This is a genomic window from Paractinoplanes maris, assembly GCF_023544465.1.
In the GTDB taxonomy this organism is placed as follows: Bacteria; Actinomycetota; Actinomycetes; order Mycobacteriales; family Micromonosporaceae; genus Actinoplanes; species Actinoplanes maris.
Genome location: NZ_JALPVL010000001.1, coordinates 611,009 through 627,057, shown reverse-complemented (window position 1 = coordinate 627,057; position 16,049 = coordinate 611,009). Strand labels below are relative to the sequence as shown.

The window sequence follows — 16,049 nt, the reverse complement described above, 5'->3', positions numbered from 1 at the left end:
TTTCGCGGGGGGTGCGTATGGCTCGGCCCCGGCAGACGCTGCTCACACGTCAGCGGATCGTCGAGGCGGCCTCGGCGCTGGTCGACGCCGAGGGGCTCGACGCGCTGTCGATGCGCCGGCTCGCCACCGAGCTCGGCGTCCAGGGACCCTCGCTCTACAACCACTTCGCGACGAAGGCCGAGATCGTGGACGCGGTCGCCGACGCGGTGATCGCGCAGGTCGACGTGTCGGCCTTCGCCCTGCACAAGTGGGACGAGGCGCTGCGGCACTGGGCCTTCTCCTATCGCGCGGTGCTCGTCGCCCACCCGAACGTCGTTCCGGTGCTCGCCCAGGGCCCCGGTCGCCGGCCGGGCGGTCTGGCCATGGCCGAGGCGGTCTACGGGGCTCTGGTCGACGCCGGCTGGTCCTATGCGCGGGCCACCCATATCGGCGCGCTCATGCGATACCTGGTCACCGGCTCGGCGCTCGGCTCCTTCGCGCTCGGCTTCGACGCCGATCCACAGCTTTACGAACGTTATCCACACCTGCACCAAGCACCCCGTCTGGCGGAGCATCATGAAGCCGTGGACGAGGGCGCCTTCGAACTCGGACTGGACCTGCTGATCACCGGCCTGACGGCCCGATACGAGATGGGGACCCGCTGATGACATCGTTCGACCGGCCACACCTCTACATCGGTGGGGAGTGGGTCGCACCCGCCTCCACCGAGACCATCGCGGTGGAGAATCCGGCCACCGAGGAGGTGCTGGGTCACGTGCCGGCCGGCACGGCGGCCGATGTCGATCGTGCGGTCGCCGCGGCGCGCGCGGCGTTCGACTCGTGGGCCGGCGCCCCGCGGGCCGCAGTGCTCGACCGGCTGCACACCGCGCTGGCCGCCCGTGCCGGTGACATCGCCCGGACCGTGGGGCTCGAGCTGGGGGCGCCGCTCAAGATCGCCAAGGCGGTCCAGGCCGGCCTTCCGCTTGCGGTCCTTCGCTCGTACGCCGATCTGGCCGCGCAGCCGGCCTCCGAGCGCACCATCGGCAATTCGCTCATCGAGCACGAGCCGGTCGGTGTGGTCGGCGCGATCACACCGTGGAATTACCCGCTGCATCAGGTGGTGGCCAAGGTGGCCGCGGCGATGGCGGCCGGGTGCACGGTCGTGCTCAAGCCGAGCGAGCTGACCCCGCTCGTCGCGTTCCTGCTGGTCGACGCGGCCGAGGAGGCGGGCGTCCCGGCCGGTGTGCTCAATGTGGTGACCGGCACGGGCCCGGTGGTCGGTGCGGCCATCGCCGGGCACCCCGACGTCGACATGGTGTCCTTCACCGGCTCGACGGCGACCGGGCGGGCCGTCACCCACGCCGCCGCCGACCGCATCGCCAAGGTCGCGCTCGAGCTGGGCGGCAAGTCGGCCAACGTCATCCTCGAGGACGCCGATCTCCCGCGCGCCGTCAAAGTGGGGGTGGGCAACGCCTTCCTCAATTCCGGGCAGACGTGCACGGCTTGGACCAGGATGCTGGTTCACCGCAGCCATTACGACGAGGCGGTGGCCCTGGCCGCCAAGACCGCGGATGGCTACACGGTGGGCGATCCCTTCGACGCGGAGACCCGGCTCGGTCCGCTGGTCTCCCGGGCGCAGCGAGATCGGGTGACCGGGTTCATCGAGCGGGCCACCGCCCGGCGCGTCACCGGCGAGCGCCCGCTCCCCGACAAGGGGCATTTCGTCGCGCCCACCGTCTTCGCCGACGTCGACCCGTCCAGCGAGCTCGCCCAGGAGGAGATCTTCGGCCCGGTGCTGTCGATCATCCCGTTCTCGTCGGACGACGAGGCGGTGGCGATCGCCAACAACTCGAAGTACGGGCTGGCCGGCGGCGTCTGGGGCTCCGACGAGCGCGCCCTCGCCGTGGCGCGGCGGCTGCGCACCGGTCAGGTCGACGTCAACGGTGGCTCTTTCAACCCGGCCGCGCCCTTCGGCGGTTACAAGCAGTCCGGCGTCGGGCGCGAGCTGGGCGAGTTCGGTCTGGCCGAGTTCCAGCAAGTGAAGGCGATCCAGCGATGACTGCTTTCTTCAACGGCCTGGTCCTCCTCTCGCCCGGTGCGCGGCCCGAGGTGGCCGAGCTGCACCGGCCCGAGGTGGGCCCCGGCCAGGTGCGCGTCAAGGTGCGCGCGGCCGGCGTGTGCCACTCCGATCTGTCCATGGTGAACGGCACCATCCGGCCGTCGTACCCGTTGGTGCTGGGGCACGAGGCCGCGGGCGAGGTGGTCGAGGTCGGTGACCATGTGACGCGAGCCGCGGTCGGCGACCACGTGGTGCTCAACTGGCAGCCCGCGTGCCGCAACTGCTGGTTCTGCGACAACGGCGAGCCGTGGCTGTGCTCGACGTCGTCCGGCGTGGCCTCGCTGGAGAACGGCGTGACCCTCGACGGTGCGCCGGTGCACGTGGCGCTCGGTCTGGGCGCGTTCGCCGACCAGGTCGTCGCACCGGAAAATGCCGTGATCAAGGTGCCGTCGGCGCTCGAGTTCGAGGTCGCGGCGCTGCTCAGCTGCGGCGTGCTGACCGGTGCGGGCGCGGTGCGCAATACGGCTCAGGTGCAGACCGGCGAGTCGGTGGTGGTGATCGGGCTCGGCGGTGTGGGCCTATCGGTGGTCGCCGCGGCCCGGGCCGCCGGTGCCTCCGACGTGATCGCGGTCGACGTCACCGAGGCGAAGAAGGGCCTGGCCGAGGCGGCCGGGGCCACCGACTTCGTGGTCTCGTCGGACGCCTTGTCCAAGGAGATCCGTGGGCGCACGTCGGGCCGCGGGGCCGACCACGCCTTCGAATGTGTGGGCCGGGCCACGACGATCCGGGCGGCCTGGCGGGCCACCCGCCGGGGCGGGCGGGTCACCGTGGTCGGCATGGGCTCGAACGACGACCAGGTGTCGCTGTCCGCATTGGACATCTTCTCGTCGGCGCGCATCCTGCGGTCCTCGGTCTACGGCTCGGCCGATTTCGACGTCGAGATCCCGGCCCTGGCCGACGACGTGCTCGCCGGCCGCCTGTCGCTCGACCACCTGATCACCGACCGCATCACGCTGGCCGAGGTGCCCGACGCCTTCGACCGGATGGCCCGGGGCGAGGGCGCCCGCTCGGTGGTGACCCTGGTGTAATCACCGGATGACCGAGGAGGCCGTCCCACTCACCTGGGGAGTCGTCGCCACCGTCAGCCGGGAGGCTTTCACGACGCAGCGCGGCGACACGCAACGGCCCGGCACCCGTTATTTCGTGCCCGGTGCGAAGGTCTGGGTGCTCCCGATCATGTGGGGCGACGGCGGCGACCAGCGATATGTGGTCGGCACCCGCCGTCGCACCGGGGGCCGCAGTCTCATCCGGCTCGTCATGAACACTCGCTACCTGGCCAACTACCGGGTCAAGCCGGTGTTCAGCCCGTCCCTCCATGCCGCCATGAGTCAGCCGCAGTCCGTGGACCAGGGGGACGCCCTGCCCTTGTACGCCTCACGGGAGGAGGCCCAGCAGGCCGCCGACTCCCGGAAGTGGGTACGGACTCGGCTGGTGCACCTGGCCCTCGCCGAGTGGCCGGAGCCCATGCACAACGCCGAGGAGACGTGCGAGTTCTGCGACGGCCGCGACGCGGCTCACGCCGGTGCGCCCTTGGAGCCCAACCCGCACCCGCCTCCCGGCGGTGGGCCCGACGGCTCGATGGACTGGTGGGGCACCCCGTATGGCATGTGGCGATGCGGTTGGCTCACCGAGAAGCGCATCGAAACGCCGGACTCGCTCGACGACCTGGCCCTGCGCCACATAGCGACCGCGCGCCGGAAGCTGCGCCGGCAAGCACGCCTGCTGGCCGCTGACGTGGCCGGCCGGACGATCGCCGAACTGCAACCCCAGGGCATCGGGCACGCTCGCCTCCGTTTCGTGCCCGAGAATTACCAGCCGCGGCTGTTGGACGGCGTCGTCCACGCGTGGCTGGACGGGGACGAGCGGGTCACCCGAACTCAGTTCGGCTGAGCTCCGGCGTGGTGTAGAACCGAGGGATGCGTCCACGGCCCGGCGAGGTGCTGCACTTCAGCGAGGACCCGACCATCGAGCGTTTCGTGCCGCACGTCGCGCCGACCTCGGTGGAGACCGAGGCCTACGTGTGGGCGGTCGATGAGCGGCGAGCCCCCGACTACTGGTTTCCCCGCCAGTGCCCGCGCGCCATGGCCTGGGTGGTCGACGGCACGTCCCATGTGGACCGCGACCGCATCATCGGGGCGGGCAGCGGGGTCCGGGTCCACGCCATCGAGTACGGGTGGCTGGAAGCTCTGCGCACGACCCGGCTCTACGCCTACCGGTTGCCGGCCGCTCCGTTCCGGCCGATCGCCTCGCCCGGCTCCGAGCCGCACGCGATGGTCGCCACCGAGCCGGTCGAGCCGCTGGGCCCGGCCGACGAGGTCGGCGACCTGCTCGCCTGCCACGCCGCGGCCGGGATTCAGCTGCGGGTGCTCGGCAACCTGTGGCCGTTCTGGGACGAGGTGGTCGGCAGCACGCTCGGCCACAGCGGCATCCGCCTGGGCAACGCTAGGCCGAGGCCAGCAACGCCGTGATCGTGCGGGACAGCGTCGCCCGGGCCGCAGCCACCGGCAGATCCATGTTCTCGCGCCACGTTGCCCAGGTGGGCCACATGCTGACCGCGGTCAGCGCGTCGAGCAACTCGTCGTTGCCCGCGACCTCGGCCGCGAAGAGCGTGGCCAGTTCCTCCCGCACGCGGTGGACGTGCATCCGCCGATAGCGGCGCAGCGTCTCGGAGAACGGCTCCTTTATGGCGGCCGCCTTGGCCGTCGGGCCTATCTGTTCGAGCAGGCGGGCGCGCTGCCGGCAGTAGGCGTCGATGCGCTCGGGCAGCGGCAGCTCGGGTGAGATCGGCCGGTGCGAGGCGTCGCGCAGTTCGAGCACCCGCTTGCCGCTCGCGGTGAACAGCGCCTCCATGTCGGCGAAGTGGCTCCACAACGCGCGCAGCGAGACCCCGGCCGTCTTGGCGATGCGGTCGGCGGTCGGGCGCAGGTCACCCTGGCCGATCAGCTGCAGGTGGGCGTCGACGATGGCGGTGCGGGTGCGCTCAGACCGCGCGGTGCGCCCGTCGACACGCTGTTTGGCTGGGGTCACGAGGCTGCGCTCCGATAGCGGTTCAACTCCCGCCGGGCCAGCGAGCGCTTGTGCACCTCGTCCGGACCGTCGGCGAGCCGGAGCGTACGCGCCGCAGCCCACAAAGCAGCCAGCGGAGTGTCCTGCCCGACTCCCGCGGCGCCGTGGGTCTGAATGGCCTTGTCGGCGATCCACTCGACCGTCGCCGGCACGATGATCTTGATCGCCTGGATCTCGGTGTGCGCGCCCTTGTTGCCGACGGTGTCCATCAGCCAGGCGGCCTTGAGCACGAGCAGACGGGCCTGCTCGATGCGCACCCGCGACTCGGCGATCCAGTCCTGCACCACGCCCTGCTCGGCCAGCGGCTTGCCGAACGGGGTGCGGCTCAGCGCCCGGGTGCACATGAGCTCGAGGGCGCGCTCGGCCATCCCGATCAGCCGCATGCAGTGGTGGATGCGACCCGGGCCGAGGCGAGCCTGCGAGATCGCGAAACCGCCGCCCTCCTGGCCGATCAGGTTGGCCGCCGGCACCCGTACGTTGTCGAACAGCACCTCGGCGTGGCCGCCGTGATCGCCGTCGGTGTAGCCGAACACCGTCATGCCCCGCTTGACGGTCACACCCGGCGTGTCCCGGGGGACCAGCACCATGCTCTGCTGCACGTGCCGCGGTGCGTCGGGGTCGGTCTTGCCCATGACGATGAAGATGCGGCAGTTCGGGTTCATGGCGCCGGTGATGTAGAACTTGCGGCCCGTGATGACGTAGTCGTCGCCGTCCCGCTCGATGCGGGTGCCGATGTTGGTCGCGTCGGACGAGGCGACCTGTGGCTCGGTCATCGCGAAGGCCGAGCGGATCGTGCCGTCGAGCAGCGGCTCCAACCACTGCCGCTTCTGCTCGTCGCTGCCGAACTCGGCCAGCACCTCCATGTTGCCGGTGTCGGGCGCGGCGCAGTTGAGCGCGGGCGGCGCGATGTGCGGACTGCGGCCGGTGATCTCGGCCAGGGGCGCGTACTGGAGGTTGGTCAGGCCGGCGCCGTGCTCACCGGGCAGGAAGAGATTCCACAGGCCGGCCTGTTTCGCCTGCGCCTGGAGCCGGGCGACGATCGGTGGCGGTTCCCAGCCCTCGCCGTGGAAGCCGTCCTCGGCCGGATAGACGTATTCGTCCATGAAGGACAGAAGCCGCTTGCGGTAGTCCTCGGTCCGCTCGTCGAACGCGAAGTCCATCAGTGTCCCTCCAGCGCCTCGTGGCCGCGCATGACCAGCGGGCCGACCATCGTGCCGATCGTCTCGAAGCCGCCGCCGACGGTCTGGCCCTGAACGTAGCGGTAGTGCACGCCTTCGAGGATGACTGCGAGCTTGAACGCGGCGAAGGCCACGTACCAGTGCAGATCGCTGACGTCCCGCCGGCTGCGCTCGGCATACCGGGCGCCCAGCTCGGCCAGGCTCGGATGCCCGGGCACCCGCAGGGGCGCGGTGGGCTTGCCGTCGGCGGCGACGTTGAGCGGGAGACCGGCGTAGACGAACATCAGGGCGACATCGCTGAGTGGGTCGCCCAGCGTCGACATCTCCCAGTCGAGCACCGCGTTGACCTGCAACTGCTCGCCGATCAGCACGTTGTCGAGGCGGAAGTCGCCGTGCACCACCGTGCCCGGGCCGCCGGCCGGGATGTCGACGGCGAGCCGGGCGTGCAGCTCCTCGATGCCGGCCACGTCGCGGCTGCGGGACGCGTCCAGCTGCTTCTTCCACCGGCTGACCTGCCGCTGGTTGAAGCCCTCGGGACGACCGAAGTCGGCCAGCCCGATCGCCGCCGGGTCGAGCGCGTGCAGGTCGGCCAGAGTGTCCACCAGCGACAGGCTGAGGGCGCGCATCGCGTCGGGCCCGAGCGCCTGCAGCTCGCCGATGTCGCGGTAGATCTTCCCGTCGACGTGCTCCATCAGATAGAACGGCGCCCCGATGACGTCGGTGTCGGTGCAGAGCAGCACCGGGCGCGGCGACGGGAAGCCGGCCTTGGCCAGAGCTTCGAGTACGCGGTGCTCGCGCGTCATGTCGTGGGCGGTGGGCAGCACGTGGCCGAGCGGCGGGCGGCGCAGCACCCAGCGCTGCTCGCCGTCGGTGATCGCGTACGTCAGATTCGAGCGGCCACCCGCGAACATGCTCCCGGTCAACGGCCGGACCGAGCCCAGATAGCCCTGGAGCCGCTCGAGGTCGAGCCCCTTCACCGGGCACCGGCCTCGAAGGCGCGCTGCATCTTGTTCATGCCACCCAGCCAGCGGTCGGGCTCGGCCGCGCGCAGCCGATAGAACTCGGCCACCTCGGGGTGCGGCAGGATCAGGAAGCTCTCACCCAGCAGGGCCTCGCCGACCTTGGCCGCGACCACGTCGGGTTCGAGGGCGGTCTCGGCCAGCAGGGCGGCGCTCGCACTGCCGCGTTCGCTGCCCCGGGTCAGCATGTCGGTGCGGACGCCCTGCGGGCACAGCGCCTGCACGGTGATGCCGCGGTGGTGGTAGGTGGCGCGCAGCCATTCGGCGTACGCGAGGGCGGCGTGCTTGGTCACCGCGTAGGGCGCGCTGCCCAGCAGGGTGAGCAGCCCGGCCGCGCTGACCGTCATGACGAGCCGCTTGGGCTGCTCGTCCGCCAGCCAACGGGGGAGCAGCGCGCGGGTGACGTAGACGTGGGACATCACGTTGACGTTCCAGTCGCGGGTCCACACGTCATCCGGCGTGTTCTCGTCGCCGGCCGTCAGTGTGCCGGCGTTGGCGCAGAACAGGTCGATCCCGCCCAGCTCGGCCCAGGCCGTGTCGATCAGGCGGCGGGTGTCCGCCTCGTTCGCCGCATCACCCGGCACCGGCAGCCCGCCGATGTCGCTGGCCACCGCCTCGGCCGCCGCCGGGTCGACGTCGTTGACGATGACCTCGGCCCCCTCGGCGGCGAACCGGCGGGCCAGAGCCGCGCCGATCCCGCCGCCGGCGCCGGTGACGACGACCCGTTTCACTGCATCTTCCCGGTCAGGGTGACGCCGCCGTCGACGACGATGGTCTGCCCGGTGATCCAGCCCGCGTCGGCCGAGCTGAGGAACGCGACCGCGCCGGCCACGTCCTCGGGGACGCCGAGCCGGGCCAGCGGATAGCCGGCCGAGACCTGTTCCTCACGCCCCTCGAACAGGGCGGAGGCGAAGCGGGTCTTGACCACGGCCGGGGCGACCGCGTTGACCCGGACCTTGGGCGCCAGCTCGATGGCCAGCTCCTCGGTCAGGTGGATCAGCGCGGCCTTGGTGACCCCGTAGAAGCCGATGCCGGGCGCCGGACGCACACCCGAGACCGACGAGATGTTGACGATCGAGCCGCCGTCGGCCAGCCCGCCGCGCAGAGCCTCCTGCACCCAGCCCAGCGTGCCGACGACGTTCACCTCGAAGATCTTGCGGGCCGCACCCAGGTCGATCGAGCCCAGCGGCCCGTAGACCGGGTTGATGCCGATGTTGTTGACCAGCGCGGTCACCGGGCCGAACTGGCCGAGCACGGTGTCGACGACGGCGGCCCGGTGATCGGGATCGTCACCCTTGCCGGCCACCGCGATCGCCACGTCGGCGCCACCCAGGTCCTTGGCCGCCGAGTCGAGCGCGGCCGCGTCCCGGCCGGTGATGCAGACCTTGAATCCGTCGGCCACGAAGCGCTGCGCGATGGCAAAACCGATCCCTCTGCTGGCTCCCGTCACGATCGCCACTTGGTCTGCCATCGCCGCTCCCTCACTCGTCCTGATCATTGAGTCCCGAAGCCAACCTTAGGCAGCGGGGATGCCGTTCGCTGGCGGGGCCACCGCGGCCTGCTCGTAAACCTCGACCGCGCCGTCCGCGTCATCGGTGCGGAACGGCTTGCCGAGGTACTTGGCCTTGCCGCCCTCGATGGTGGTGAGCTGCTCGCCTGCGTACCCCGAGTGGTCGCTCGCCGAATAGCGGACCGGCACCAGGCCGGGGCCGGTGAAGCCGCCCTTCTTGACCGCCTCGATGATGCCGTCGCGGGTCAGATCCTTGCCCGCGGACTGCAGCGCCTGGACGAACAGGTAGGCGACGGACATACCGTAAACGGTGTTGTTGTCCATCTCGGCGCCGGCGTTGTACTCCTTGTTGACCTTGGAATACAGCTGGATCCACGGGTTCGCGGTGTCGTTCACCAGCGGCAGGTAGTTCGCCGCCACGACCCCCTCGAGAAGCGGCGCGGCCGCACCCAGCGTCTTGGCCAGGGTGGCCGGGTCGGAGCCGACGTTGCTCACCACGAACTGCGGCTTGAACCCGATCTTGGCACCGGTGCCGATCGACAGCGCGGTGAAACCGGGCACGGTCGCCAGCATGACGACCTGGCAGCCGGCCGCCTTGAGCGCGCCCATCTGCGGCCCGACATTCGGGTTGCTGGTCACGTACGACTGCTTGGCCGCGACCGGGCCGAGCACCTTCTCGATGCCGGCCAGGCTGTCGCGCCCGAAGTCGTCGTCCTGGCCGAGGAAGCACACCTTCTTGCCGGCGTGCTCGGTCTTCACGTGGGTGGCCAGGATCTTGCCCTCGACGGTGTAGTCGGGGTTGAAGCCGAACGTGCCGGGATATTTGTCGGGCTGGTTCCAGCTGCGGCTGCCGCTGGCCACGAAGAGGTCGGGCACCCGGTTGGTCTTGAGGAAGTCGAGCACGCCGCTGTGCGTGGGTGTGCCCAGGCCGTTGAGGATGGCGAAGACCTTGTCCTGCAGCACCAGCTGGCGCACGACCTGCTGGGTGTTGGCCGGGTTGTAGCCGTCGTCCATGATCTTGTAGGTGATCTTGCGGCCGTGCACGCCGCCGTTCGCGTTCACGTAGTCGAAGTAGGCTTTGGTGGCCGGAGCGATCTTGGAATAGCCGGCGGCGGCCGGACCGGTGAGCGGCATGTGTGTGCCCACCACGATCTCGGAGTCGGTCACCCCCGGCGTGTCGGCACTGCTGCCACCACCACTGCTGCCGCCGGAGTTGCTGCAGCCGGCCGCGGCCAGCAGCACCGCGGCGAGAACGGTCGCTGTACGTTTCATCGTTGGCCCTTCTTCTTGAGGGGAATTCGCAGCGAAGCGAGACCGCCGGGGGCGGCGAGCATGACGACGACGAGGACGACGCCGAAGAACGTGAGCGCGAGGTTGCCCTCCAGCCGCTGCGAGCCGGCCGCCTCGCCGATCTCGTGGGCCACCGCGGGCAGGGCGACCAGCAGGAGGGCGCCGATCAGAGCGCCGGTGAGCCGCCCGAGACCGCCGATGACGATCGCCATCAGCAGGAACAGCGACAGGGTGAGCGGGAAGGCGCCGGGGGAGACGCTCTGCGCGATCACCGCGAACAGGGCACCGGCCAGACCGGCGCAGGCGGCCGAGACGACGAACGCGGTGACCTGGGTGCGGGCCACGCTGATGCCGGCGAGACGGGCTGCTGTCTCGTCGTCGCGGACGGCCCGCATGTCGCGCCCGAACCGGCCCCGGGTCAGCAGGGCCAGCGTGAACACGGTGAGCAGAGCGCCACCCCAGCAGACCCAGGCCTGCCACTGCTCGACGGTCATCGACTCGGGGGGCGGGTTGAGAACGACCGACAGGCCCTGGTCGCTGTTGAACGTCCCGTCGAACGTGCTGGTGATCGAGGGCACGACCACCGCGACGGCCAGGGTGAGGCCGGCCAGATAGGGCCCGCGCAGTCGCGCGGCGGCCAGACCGATGACGGCGCCGACGGCCGTGGTCACCAGGATCGCCACGATGATGCCCACGACGAGCAGGTTGAACTTGTTCTGCCAGAGCGCCAGCGTGTAGGCGCCGGTGGCCATCAGTGCGCCGTGACCCAGCGACAGCTGACCGTTCAGTCCGGTGAGGACGGTCAGGCCGGCGGTGACACACAGATAGGCCCCGACGGTGGCCAGCTGATAGGTGCGGAACGGCGGCAACGTGTACGTCAGCGCGACCACCGCGATCGCCCCGAGCACCAGGATGATCAGCGGACTCTGCTTACGCATGGTCGGCACAGCCAGTCTGGTGGTGACCCGATCCCGGACGACCGTCACGCTGAGCCTCCCTCGGCTTGCCTTGCTGGCCCTACGGACGCTTCGCTGACTCCGGTGCAGTCAGTCATGCCGTTCTCGCTTTCGACGATCGGGAGAAGAGACCATCCGGCCGGCTCAGAAGGACGACCACGAGCAGGGCCAGGACGGCCATCGGGGCGACCGTGGCGCCGAGATAACCGCTGATGTACGAGAGCAGAAGCCCGACGATCAGGCCGCCGAGCACCGAGCCGATCGGGCTGTCCAGGCCACCGACCACGGCCGCGGTGAATGCGGAGATGAAGACGATGTCCATGGCCGTCGGATTGAGGCCCAGCTCGGTCGGAAGCACGAGCATGCCGGCGAGCGAGCCCACGGCGGCGGCGAGCGCCCAGCCCAGTGTCAGCATGCCGCCCACCGGGACACCGAGCAGTCTCGACACGTCGGGGGCGAAGGCCGCCGCCCGCATGCGCAGACCGGTGGGCGTACGGGTGAAGAGCAGCGTCAGCAGGACGACCACCGCACCCACCGCGGCGAACACGAACAGGTCGTAGCGCGAGAGCAGGGCGACCCCGCCGATCTCGAACGCGTCCCGGCTGAACGGCGCCGTGGCCGGCCGGAACTCGTTGCCGTAGATCATGCCGAGCACGCCCTGGATGATCAGCACGAGCCCGAGTGCGACGACGACCCCGTTGAGCGGCGACGAGTGGTCGACGAAGCGCATGACGACCCGCTCGACACCCGCCCCGAGCAGCAGGCCGGCCAGCAGCGCGACGATGAACCCCAGCCAGTAGGAGCCGGTCGCGTCGGCCACCGAATAGGCCACGTACGCCGTCGCGACCGCCATCGCGCCCTGCGCGAAGTTGACGATGCGCGTGGCCCGCCAGATCAGCACCAGGGCCAGCGCGAACGCCGCGTAGACGGCGCCCCGGCTGAGCCCGTCGAAGGTGAGGAAGAGAAAACGGTCCATGTCAGAACCCCAGGTAGGCGTGCCGGAGGTCGGCGTCGTCGACGAGTGTCGCGGCGTCGTGGCGGGTCACGATGCGGCCCAGCGACAGCACGACCCCCTGGTCGGCGATCGAGAGCGCGCTGCGGACGTTCTGCTCGACCAGCAGGACGGCCAGCCCGGTGCGGTCGCGCAGGTCACGCAGCAGCGCCATGATCTGAGCGGTGATCTTGGGGGCGAGGCCGAGGGAGGGCTCGTCGAGCAGCAGAAGCCGGGGCTGCGCGGCCAGGGCGCGGCCGAGCGCGAGCATCTGGCGTTCGCCGCCCGAGAGCTGATGGCCGAGGTGGCCCTTGCGCTCGGCGAGCCGGGGGAACAGCTCGTAGATCGGCTCCAGCGAGGGCTGCGGTTTGCGCCAGAGACCGCCCAGGCGCAGGTTTTCCTCGACGGTCAGCTCGGTGACGACGCCGCGGCCCTCGGGGACGTGGGCGATGCCGTGATGCACCATCCGCTCGACCTTGATGCCCCGCAGGTCGGTGCCGTCGAAGAGCATGCGGCCGCTGGTGGCGGGCAGCAGGCCGGACAGGGTTCGCAGGAGCGTGGACTTGCCCGCGCCGTTGGCCCCGAGGACGGCGACAATCTGTCCGGGTTGGACGGTGAGGGTGATGTCGTGCAGCACGGGGGCGGCGCCGTATCCCGCCGTCAGCCCCTCGACCTCGAGGAGGGCGGTCATGCGGCGGCTCCCAGGTAGGCCTCGGCGACCTTGTCGTTCGTGCGGATCTCGGCCGGGGTGCCGAGCGCGATCGGCTTGCCGAAGTCGAGGACGAGGATCTCGTCGCAGACCGACATGACCAGCTCCATGTGGTGCTCGACCAGCAGGACGGTGGTCTTCGCGTCCTGGATCAGGTCGGCCAGCCAGCGGATCTCGTCGGCGTCGAGGCCGCCGGCCGGTTCGTCGAGCATGAGGATGCGCGGCTTCGCGGCCAGGGCGCGGGCCAGCTCGACCCGTTTACGTTTGGCGTAAGGCAGCGACCCCGGCAGGGCGCGGGCGTGCTCGGCGACGCCGCAGCGCTCCAGAGCCTCCCAGGCGTCGGCCTCGGGTTTGCGCGAGCGGGCGCCGACCAGCACGTTTTCCAGGACGGTCATGCCACCGAACTGCCCGACACCCTGCAGCGTCCGGGCGATGCCGCGCCGGTTGAGGTGGTGCGGCCGGGGGCTGAAGGGCTTTCCGTCCAGGCTCAGGGCGCCGGACTGCGGCGTGACGAAACCGCAGATCACGTTGAAGAGGGTGGTCTTGCCCGCGCCGTTGGGCCCGATGATCCCGACGATGTGGCCCGGCGTGATCCGCAGGGAGACGTCGTCGAGGGCGAGCAGCCCACCGAAGCGAACAGTGATGTGGTGCAGGGCCAGGCCCTGATCGGTGGTGTCGGCGGGGTCGGTTCGCGGATCCGTTGACATTGGTCACCTCGGCTCGGAGCGGCGGAGTGGCCGGACGAACGGAAGCGCCGAACGGCACAGCCCGTCCTCAGTGGAGCATGAAGGTCAACTATTTACACTCGCAGTGTAACTTTCTCTCCGTGCACGTCAACCGCCTGTTTCCAAGTTGTTTCCATCGGTGTTTATCGCACGATGGCGGGCAGCGTGGGGCATCTCGTGGCCCGCTGTGCAAAGAGCGCGGAACCGGACGTCGAGGTGGCAGTGGCCGCGCCGGTGCAGGCTCGGCCTCGGGCGGTCAGGCGACGCCGGCCGGGCGGAACTGGATGCTGATGCGCGGGCCCACGGGCTTGGCGGTCTTGAGGATGGCGTGCTCCCACGTGCGCTGGCACGAGCCGCCCATGACGATCAGGTCGCCGTGGCCGAGGGGGAAGCGGAGCGTGTCGTGGCCGCCCGCCCGTGGGCGCAGGGAGAGGTGGCGGGGCGAGCCGACCGAGACGATGGCGACCATCGTGTCGTGGCGGGCCGAGCGGCCCAGTGTGTCGCCGTGCCAGGCGACGCTGTCGCGGCCGTCGCGGTAAAGGCACATGCCGGCGCTGACGAACTCCTCGCCGAGCTCGTCGGCGTAGTGGGCGTTGAGCGAGGCCTTGGCCTCGGTCAGCGTGGGGTGGGGCAGCTCCTCGTCGCCGCCGAACCAGCGCAGCAGGCGCGGCACGTCGACGACGGAGTCATACATCTGGCGGCGGTCGGCCCGCCAGTCGATGCCCAGCAGGGTCTCGAAGACCTCATCCGAGCCGTGCAGCCAGCCCGGCAGCACGTCGACCCAGGCGCCGGCCGTGAGGTGATGCCGGGTGACGTGACCGGCGAGCTCGCTGATGCCGGAGGCTGGGCCGCCGCCGGCATCACCGGGCAGATCGAACATCGACGGTTGATAGGTGCTGGTCATGCCGCCATGTTAGTACGGCTGTTCGAAGATCGTTCCGTTGTCCACAGCCCGATTTGTTCCGGTGGCGAGTTGTCCACAGGGCTCAGCCGGCCAGTTGCGACTCCGGCTCGGTGGCGGCATCTTCGGAGGCGGCCACCGGCGGCTTCGGACGCAGGACGGCCACCGCCACCACCGCCGCGGCGAGGCCGCCGACGACGCCGATCAGGGAGGTTGACGCGATAGCCGAGACGAAGGAGTCCTGCGCGACCCGGGCGAGGGCCGCGTCCCCGGTCGACGCCGCGATGCGCAACGCGTCGCCGATCGAGTCGCGGGCCTGGCCGGTCACCTCGGCCGGCATGGCCGCGCGATAGGTGGCCGTGAGCACGCTGCCAAGCACGGCGACGCTCAATGCCGTGCCGACCTGCTGCACGGTGTCGTTCACCGCGGAGCCGACGCCGACCCGCTCCGGTGGGAGGGCACTCATCAGGGTGCCGTAGGCGGCAGGCCCGGCCGTGCCGCTGCCCATGCCCATCACGACCAGGGCGAACGCCAGCTTGAGATAACCGTCCGAGGGAGTGAGCGAGGAGAGGATCCCGAAGCCGCCGGCCATGAGCAGCAGACCGGCCGCCAGGGCCGTGCGCGTGCCGAACTTCTTGTCGACGAGGACGCCCACGCCGTTGAAGACCATGGCGGTGACGAGCATCGGGATGAAGGCAGTGCCCGCCTTCAGGGGCTCGTAGCCGAGTACGAACTGCAAGTACTGCGTCAGGGCGAGCAGTACCCCGCCGGCGGAGAAGGAGAGGAGAACGATGGACAGGCTGGCTCCCGCGAAGTTGCGGTCGCGGAAGAGCTTCAACGGCAGCATCGGCTCGGCGACCGTGCGCTCCCACAGCACAAAGGCGGTGAGCCCGATCGCGGCCACGATGAAGCCGCCGAGTGTGGACGCCGAGTCCCAGCCGTGCTGGGCCGAGTTGATGACGCCCCAGACCAGGGCGGTCATGCCGATCATGGAGAGCAGGGCACCGAGCAGGTCGGGCCGGTTGGCGTGCCCGCGCGATTCCGGGATGACGGCGAGCGCGGCCACGATGCCGAGAATGGCGATCGGCACGTTGAGCAGGAAGATCGAGCCCCACCAGAAATGCTCGAGCAGCAGGCCGCCCAGGCTCGGCCCGCCCAGGGCGCCGAGCATGAGCACCGAGCTCCAGATGGCGATCGCCTTCTTGCGCTCGTCCTCGGCGAAGACCGTGGTCAGGATCGAGAGGGTGCCCGGCATCAGGAAGGCGGCGCCGATCCCCATCAGCCCGCGGGTCGCGATGAGCTGCTCCGGGGTCCGGCTGAGGGTGGCCAGCACCGAGGCGCCGCCGAAGACAACCAGCCCGATGACCAGGCCGCGGCGGCGGCCGTGGCGGTCCGAGAGGCTGCCCGCCGTTAGCAGCAGGCCGGCGAAGACGAGGATGTACGCGTCGATGATCCACTGAATTTGCGCGGTGCTCGCGCCGAGGTCGCGGATGAGCGACGGGATCGCGATGTTCAGCACCATGTTGTCGACAACGACCACCAGCAGGCTCAAGCAGAGCACGCCGAGAATCAACCAGCGCCGAGGATTGCGCTCAGTCATGACAGC

Annotated in this window: 17 protein-coding genes; 5 read left to right on the top strand and 12 right to left on the bottom strand. The window is 70.4% G+C overall.

The genetic code is table 11. The features are described 5' to 3' along the window. The first annotated feature begins 17 nt into the window (after window positions 1–17). From NAG42_RS02985 to NAG42_RS02965, 5 genes are read left to right on the top strand one after another with little or no spacing between them, the layout of a single operon-like run. A complete protein-coding gene (locus NAG42_RS02985) occupies window positions 18–644 on the top strand; it encodes a TetR/AcrR family transcriptional regulator C-terminal domain-containing protein (protein WP_250027671.1) in 627 nt (208 codons plus the stop codon). Further along, the gene (locus NAG42_RS02980) at window positions 644–2,038 is read left to right on the top strand and encodes an aldehyde dehydrogenase family protein (RefSeq protein ID WP_250027670.1); all 1,395 of its coding nucleotides are present in this window, start codon (window positions 644–646) and stop codon (window positions 2,036–2,038) included. The genes NAG42_RS02985 and NAG42_RS02980 overlap by 1 nt, the downstream gene beginning before the upstream one ends. Next, on the top strand, window positions 2,035–3,126 hold the full coding sequence (locus tag NAG42_RS02975; RefSeq protein WP_250027668.1) for an alcohol dehydrogenase catalytic domain-containing protein: 1,092 nt from the start codon (window positions 2,035–2,037) through the stop codon (window positions 3,124–3,126). The genes NAG42_RS02980 and NAG42_RS02975 overlap by 4 nt, the downstream gene beginning before the upstream one ends. A 7-nt stretch (window positions 3,127–3,133) precedes the next feature. Further along, entirely contained in the window at window positions 3,134–3,988 is an 855-nt protein-coding gene (locus NAG42_RS02970; protein ID WP_250027666.1) for a hypothetical protein, read from the top strand. A gap of 26 nt (window positions 3,989–4,014) precedes the next feature. Then, the gene (locus tag NAG42_RS02965; protein WP_250027665.1) at window positions 4,015–4,566 is read left to right on the top strand and encodes a DUF6886 family protein; all 552 of its coding nucleotides are present in this window, start codon (window positions 4,015–4,017) and stop codon (window positions 4,564–4,566) included. On the opposite strand, the gene NAG42_RS02960 is transcribed toward NAG42_RS02965, so the two are convergent. From NAG42_RS02960 to NAG42_RS02905, 12 genes are all read right to left on the bottom strand, one after another. Continuing rightward, window positions 4,541–5,125 (bottom strand): TetR/AcrR family transcriptional regulator, encoded by a 585-nt coding sequence (locus NAG42_RS02960; RefSeq protein WP_250027663.1) that lies wholly within the window; start codon window positions 5,123–5,125, stop codon window positions 4,541–4,543. The genes NAG42_RS02965 and NAG42_RS02960 overlap by 26 nt on opposite strands. Continuing rightward, window positions 5,122–6,324 (bottom strand): acyl-CoA dehydrogenase family protein, encoded by a 1,203-nt coding sequence (locus NAG42_RS02955; protein ID WP_250027662.1) that lies wholly within the window; start codon window positions 6,322–6,324, stop codon window positions 5,122–5,124. Before NAG42_RS02955 ends, NAG42_RS02960 begins: the two co-directional genes overlap by 4 nt. Continuing rightward, on the bottom strand, window positions 6,324–7,319 hold the full coding sequence (locus NAG42_RS02950; protein WP_250027660.1) for a phosphotransferase family protein: 996 nt from the start codon (window positions 7,317–7,319) through the stop codon (window positions 6,324–6,326). The genes NAG42_RS02955 and NAG42_RS02950 overlap by 1 nt, the downstream gene beginning before the upstream one ends. Beyond that, window positions 7,316–8,092 (bottom strand): SDR family NAD(P)-dependent oxidoreductase, encoded by a 777-nt coding sequence (locus NAG42_RS02945; RefSeq protein WP_250027658.1) that lies wholly within the window; start codon window positions 8,090–8,092, stop codon window positions 7,316–7,318. The genes NAG42_RS02950 and NAG42_RS02945 overlap by 4 nt, the downstream gene beginning before the upstream one ends. After that, window positions 8,089–8,832, bottom strand: a complete 744-nt coding sequence (locus NAG42_RS02940) for an SDR family oxidoreductase (RefSeq protein ID WP_250027657.1) — start codon at window positions 8,830–8,832, stop codon at window positions 8,089–8,091. Before NAG42_RS02940 ends, NAG42_RS02945 begins: the two co-directional genes overlap by 4 nt. A 45-nt stretch (window positions 8,833–8,877) precedes the next feature. Beyond that, complete coding sequence (locus NAG42_RS02935) at window positions 8,878–10,143, bottom strand: ABC transporter substrate-binding protein (RefSeq protein ID WP_250027656.1); 1,266 nt, start codon at window positions 10,141–10,143, stop codon at window positions 8,878–8,880. Further along, entirely contained in the window at window positions 10,140–11,099 is a 960-nt protein-coding gene (locus tag NAG42_RS02930) for a branched-chain amino acid ABC transporter permease (protein ID WP_250028333.1), read from the bottom strand. The genes NAG42_RS02935 and NAG42_RS02930 overlap by 4 nt, the downstream gene beginning before the upstream one ends. 112 nt (window positions 11,100–11,211) lie before the next feature. Beyond that, window positions 11,212–12,093, bottom strand: coding sequence for a branched-chain amino acid ABC transporter permease (locus NAG42_RS02925; protein WP_250027655.1), 882 nt, complete (start codon window positions 12,091–12,093; stop codon window positions 11,212–11,214). Window position 12,094: 1 nt separating this feature from the next. Continuing rightward, a complete protein-coding gene (locus tag NAG42_RS02920) occupies window positions 12,095–12,799 on the bottom strand; it encodes an ABC transporter ATP-binding protein (protein WP_250027654.1) in 705 nt (234 codons plus the stop codon). Further along, complete coding sequence (locus NAG42_RS02915) at window positions 12,796–13,524, bottom strand: ABC transporter ATP-binding protein (protein WP_250027653.1); 729 nt, start codon at window positions 13,522–13,524, stop codon at window positions 12,796–12,798. The genes NAG42_RS02920 and NAG42_RS02915 overlap by 4 nt, the downstream gene beginning before the upstream one ends. A gap of 274 nt (window positions 13,525–13,798) precedes the next feature. Continuing rightward, window positions 13,799–14,446: an alpha-ketoglutarate-dependent dioxygenase AlkB gene (locus NAG42_RS02910; protein ID WP_250027652.1), complete on the bottom strand. Its 648-nt coding sequence runs from the start codon at window positions 14,444–14,446 to the stop codon at window positions 13,799–13,801. 82 nt (window positions 14,447–14,528) lie between these two features. Next, complete coding sequence (locus tag NAG42_RS02905; RefSeq protein WP_250027651.1) at window positions 14,529–16,043, bottom strand: MFS transporter; 1,515 nt, start codon at window positions 16,041–16,043, stop codon at window positions 14,529–14,531. Window positions 16,044–16,049: the final 6 nt, after the last annotated feature.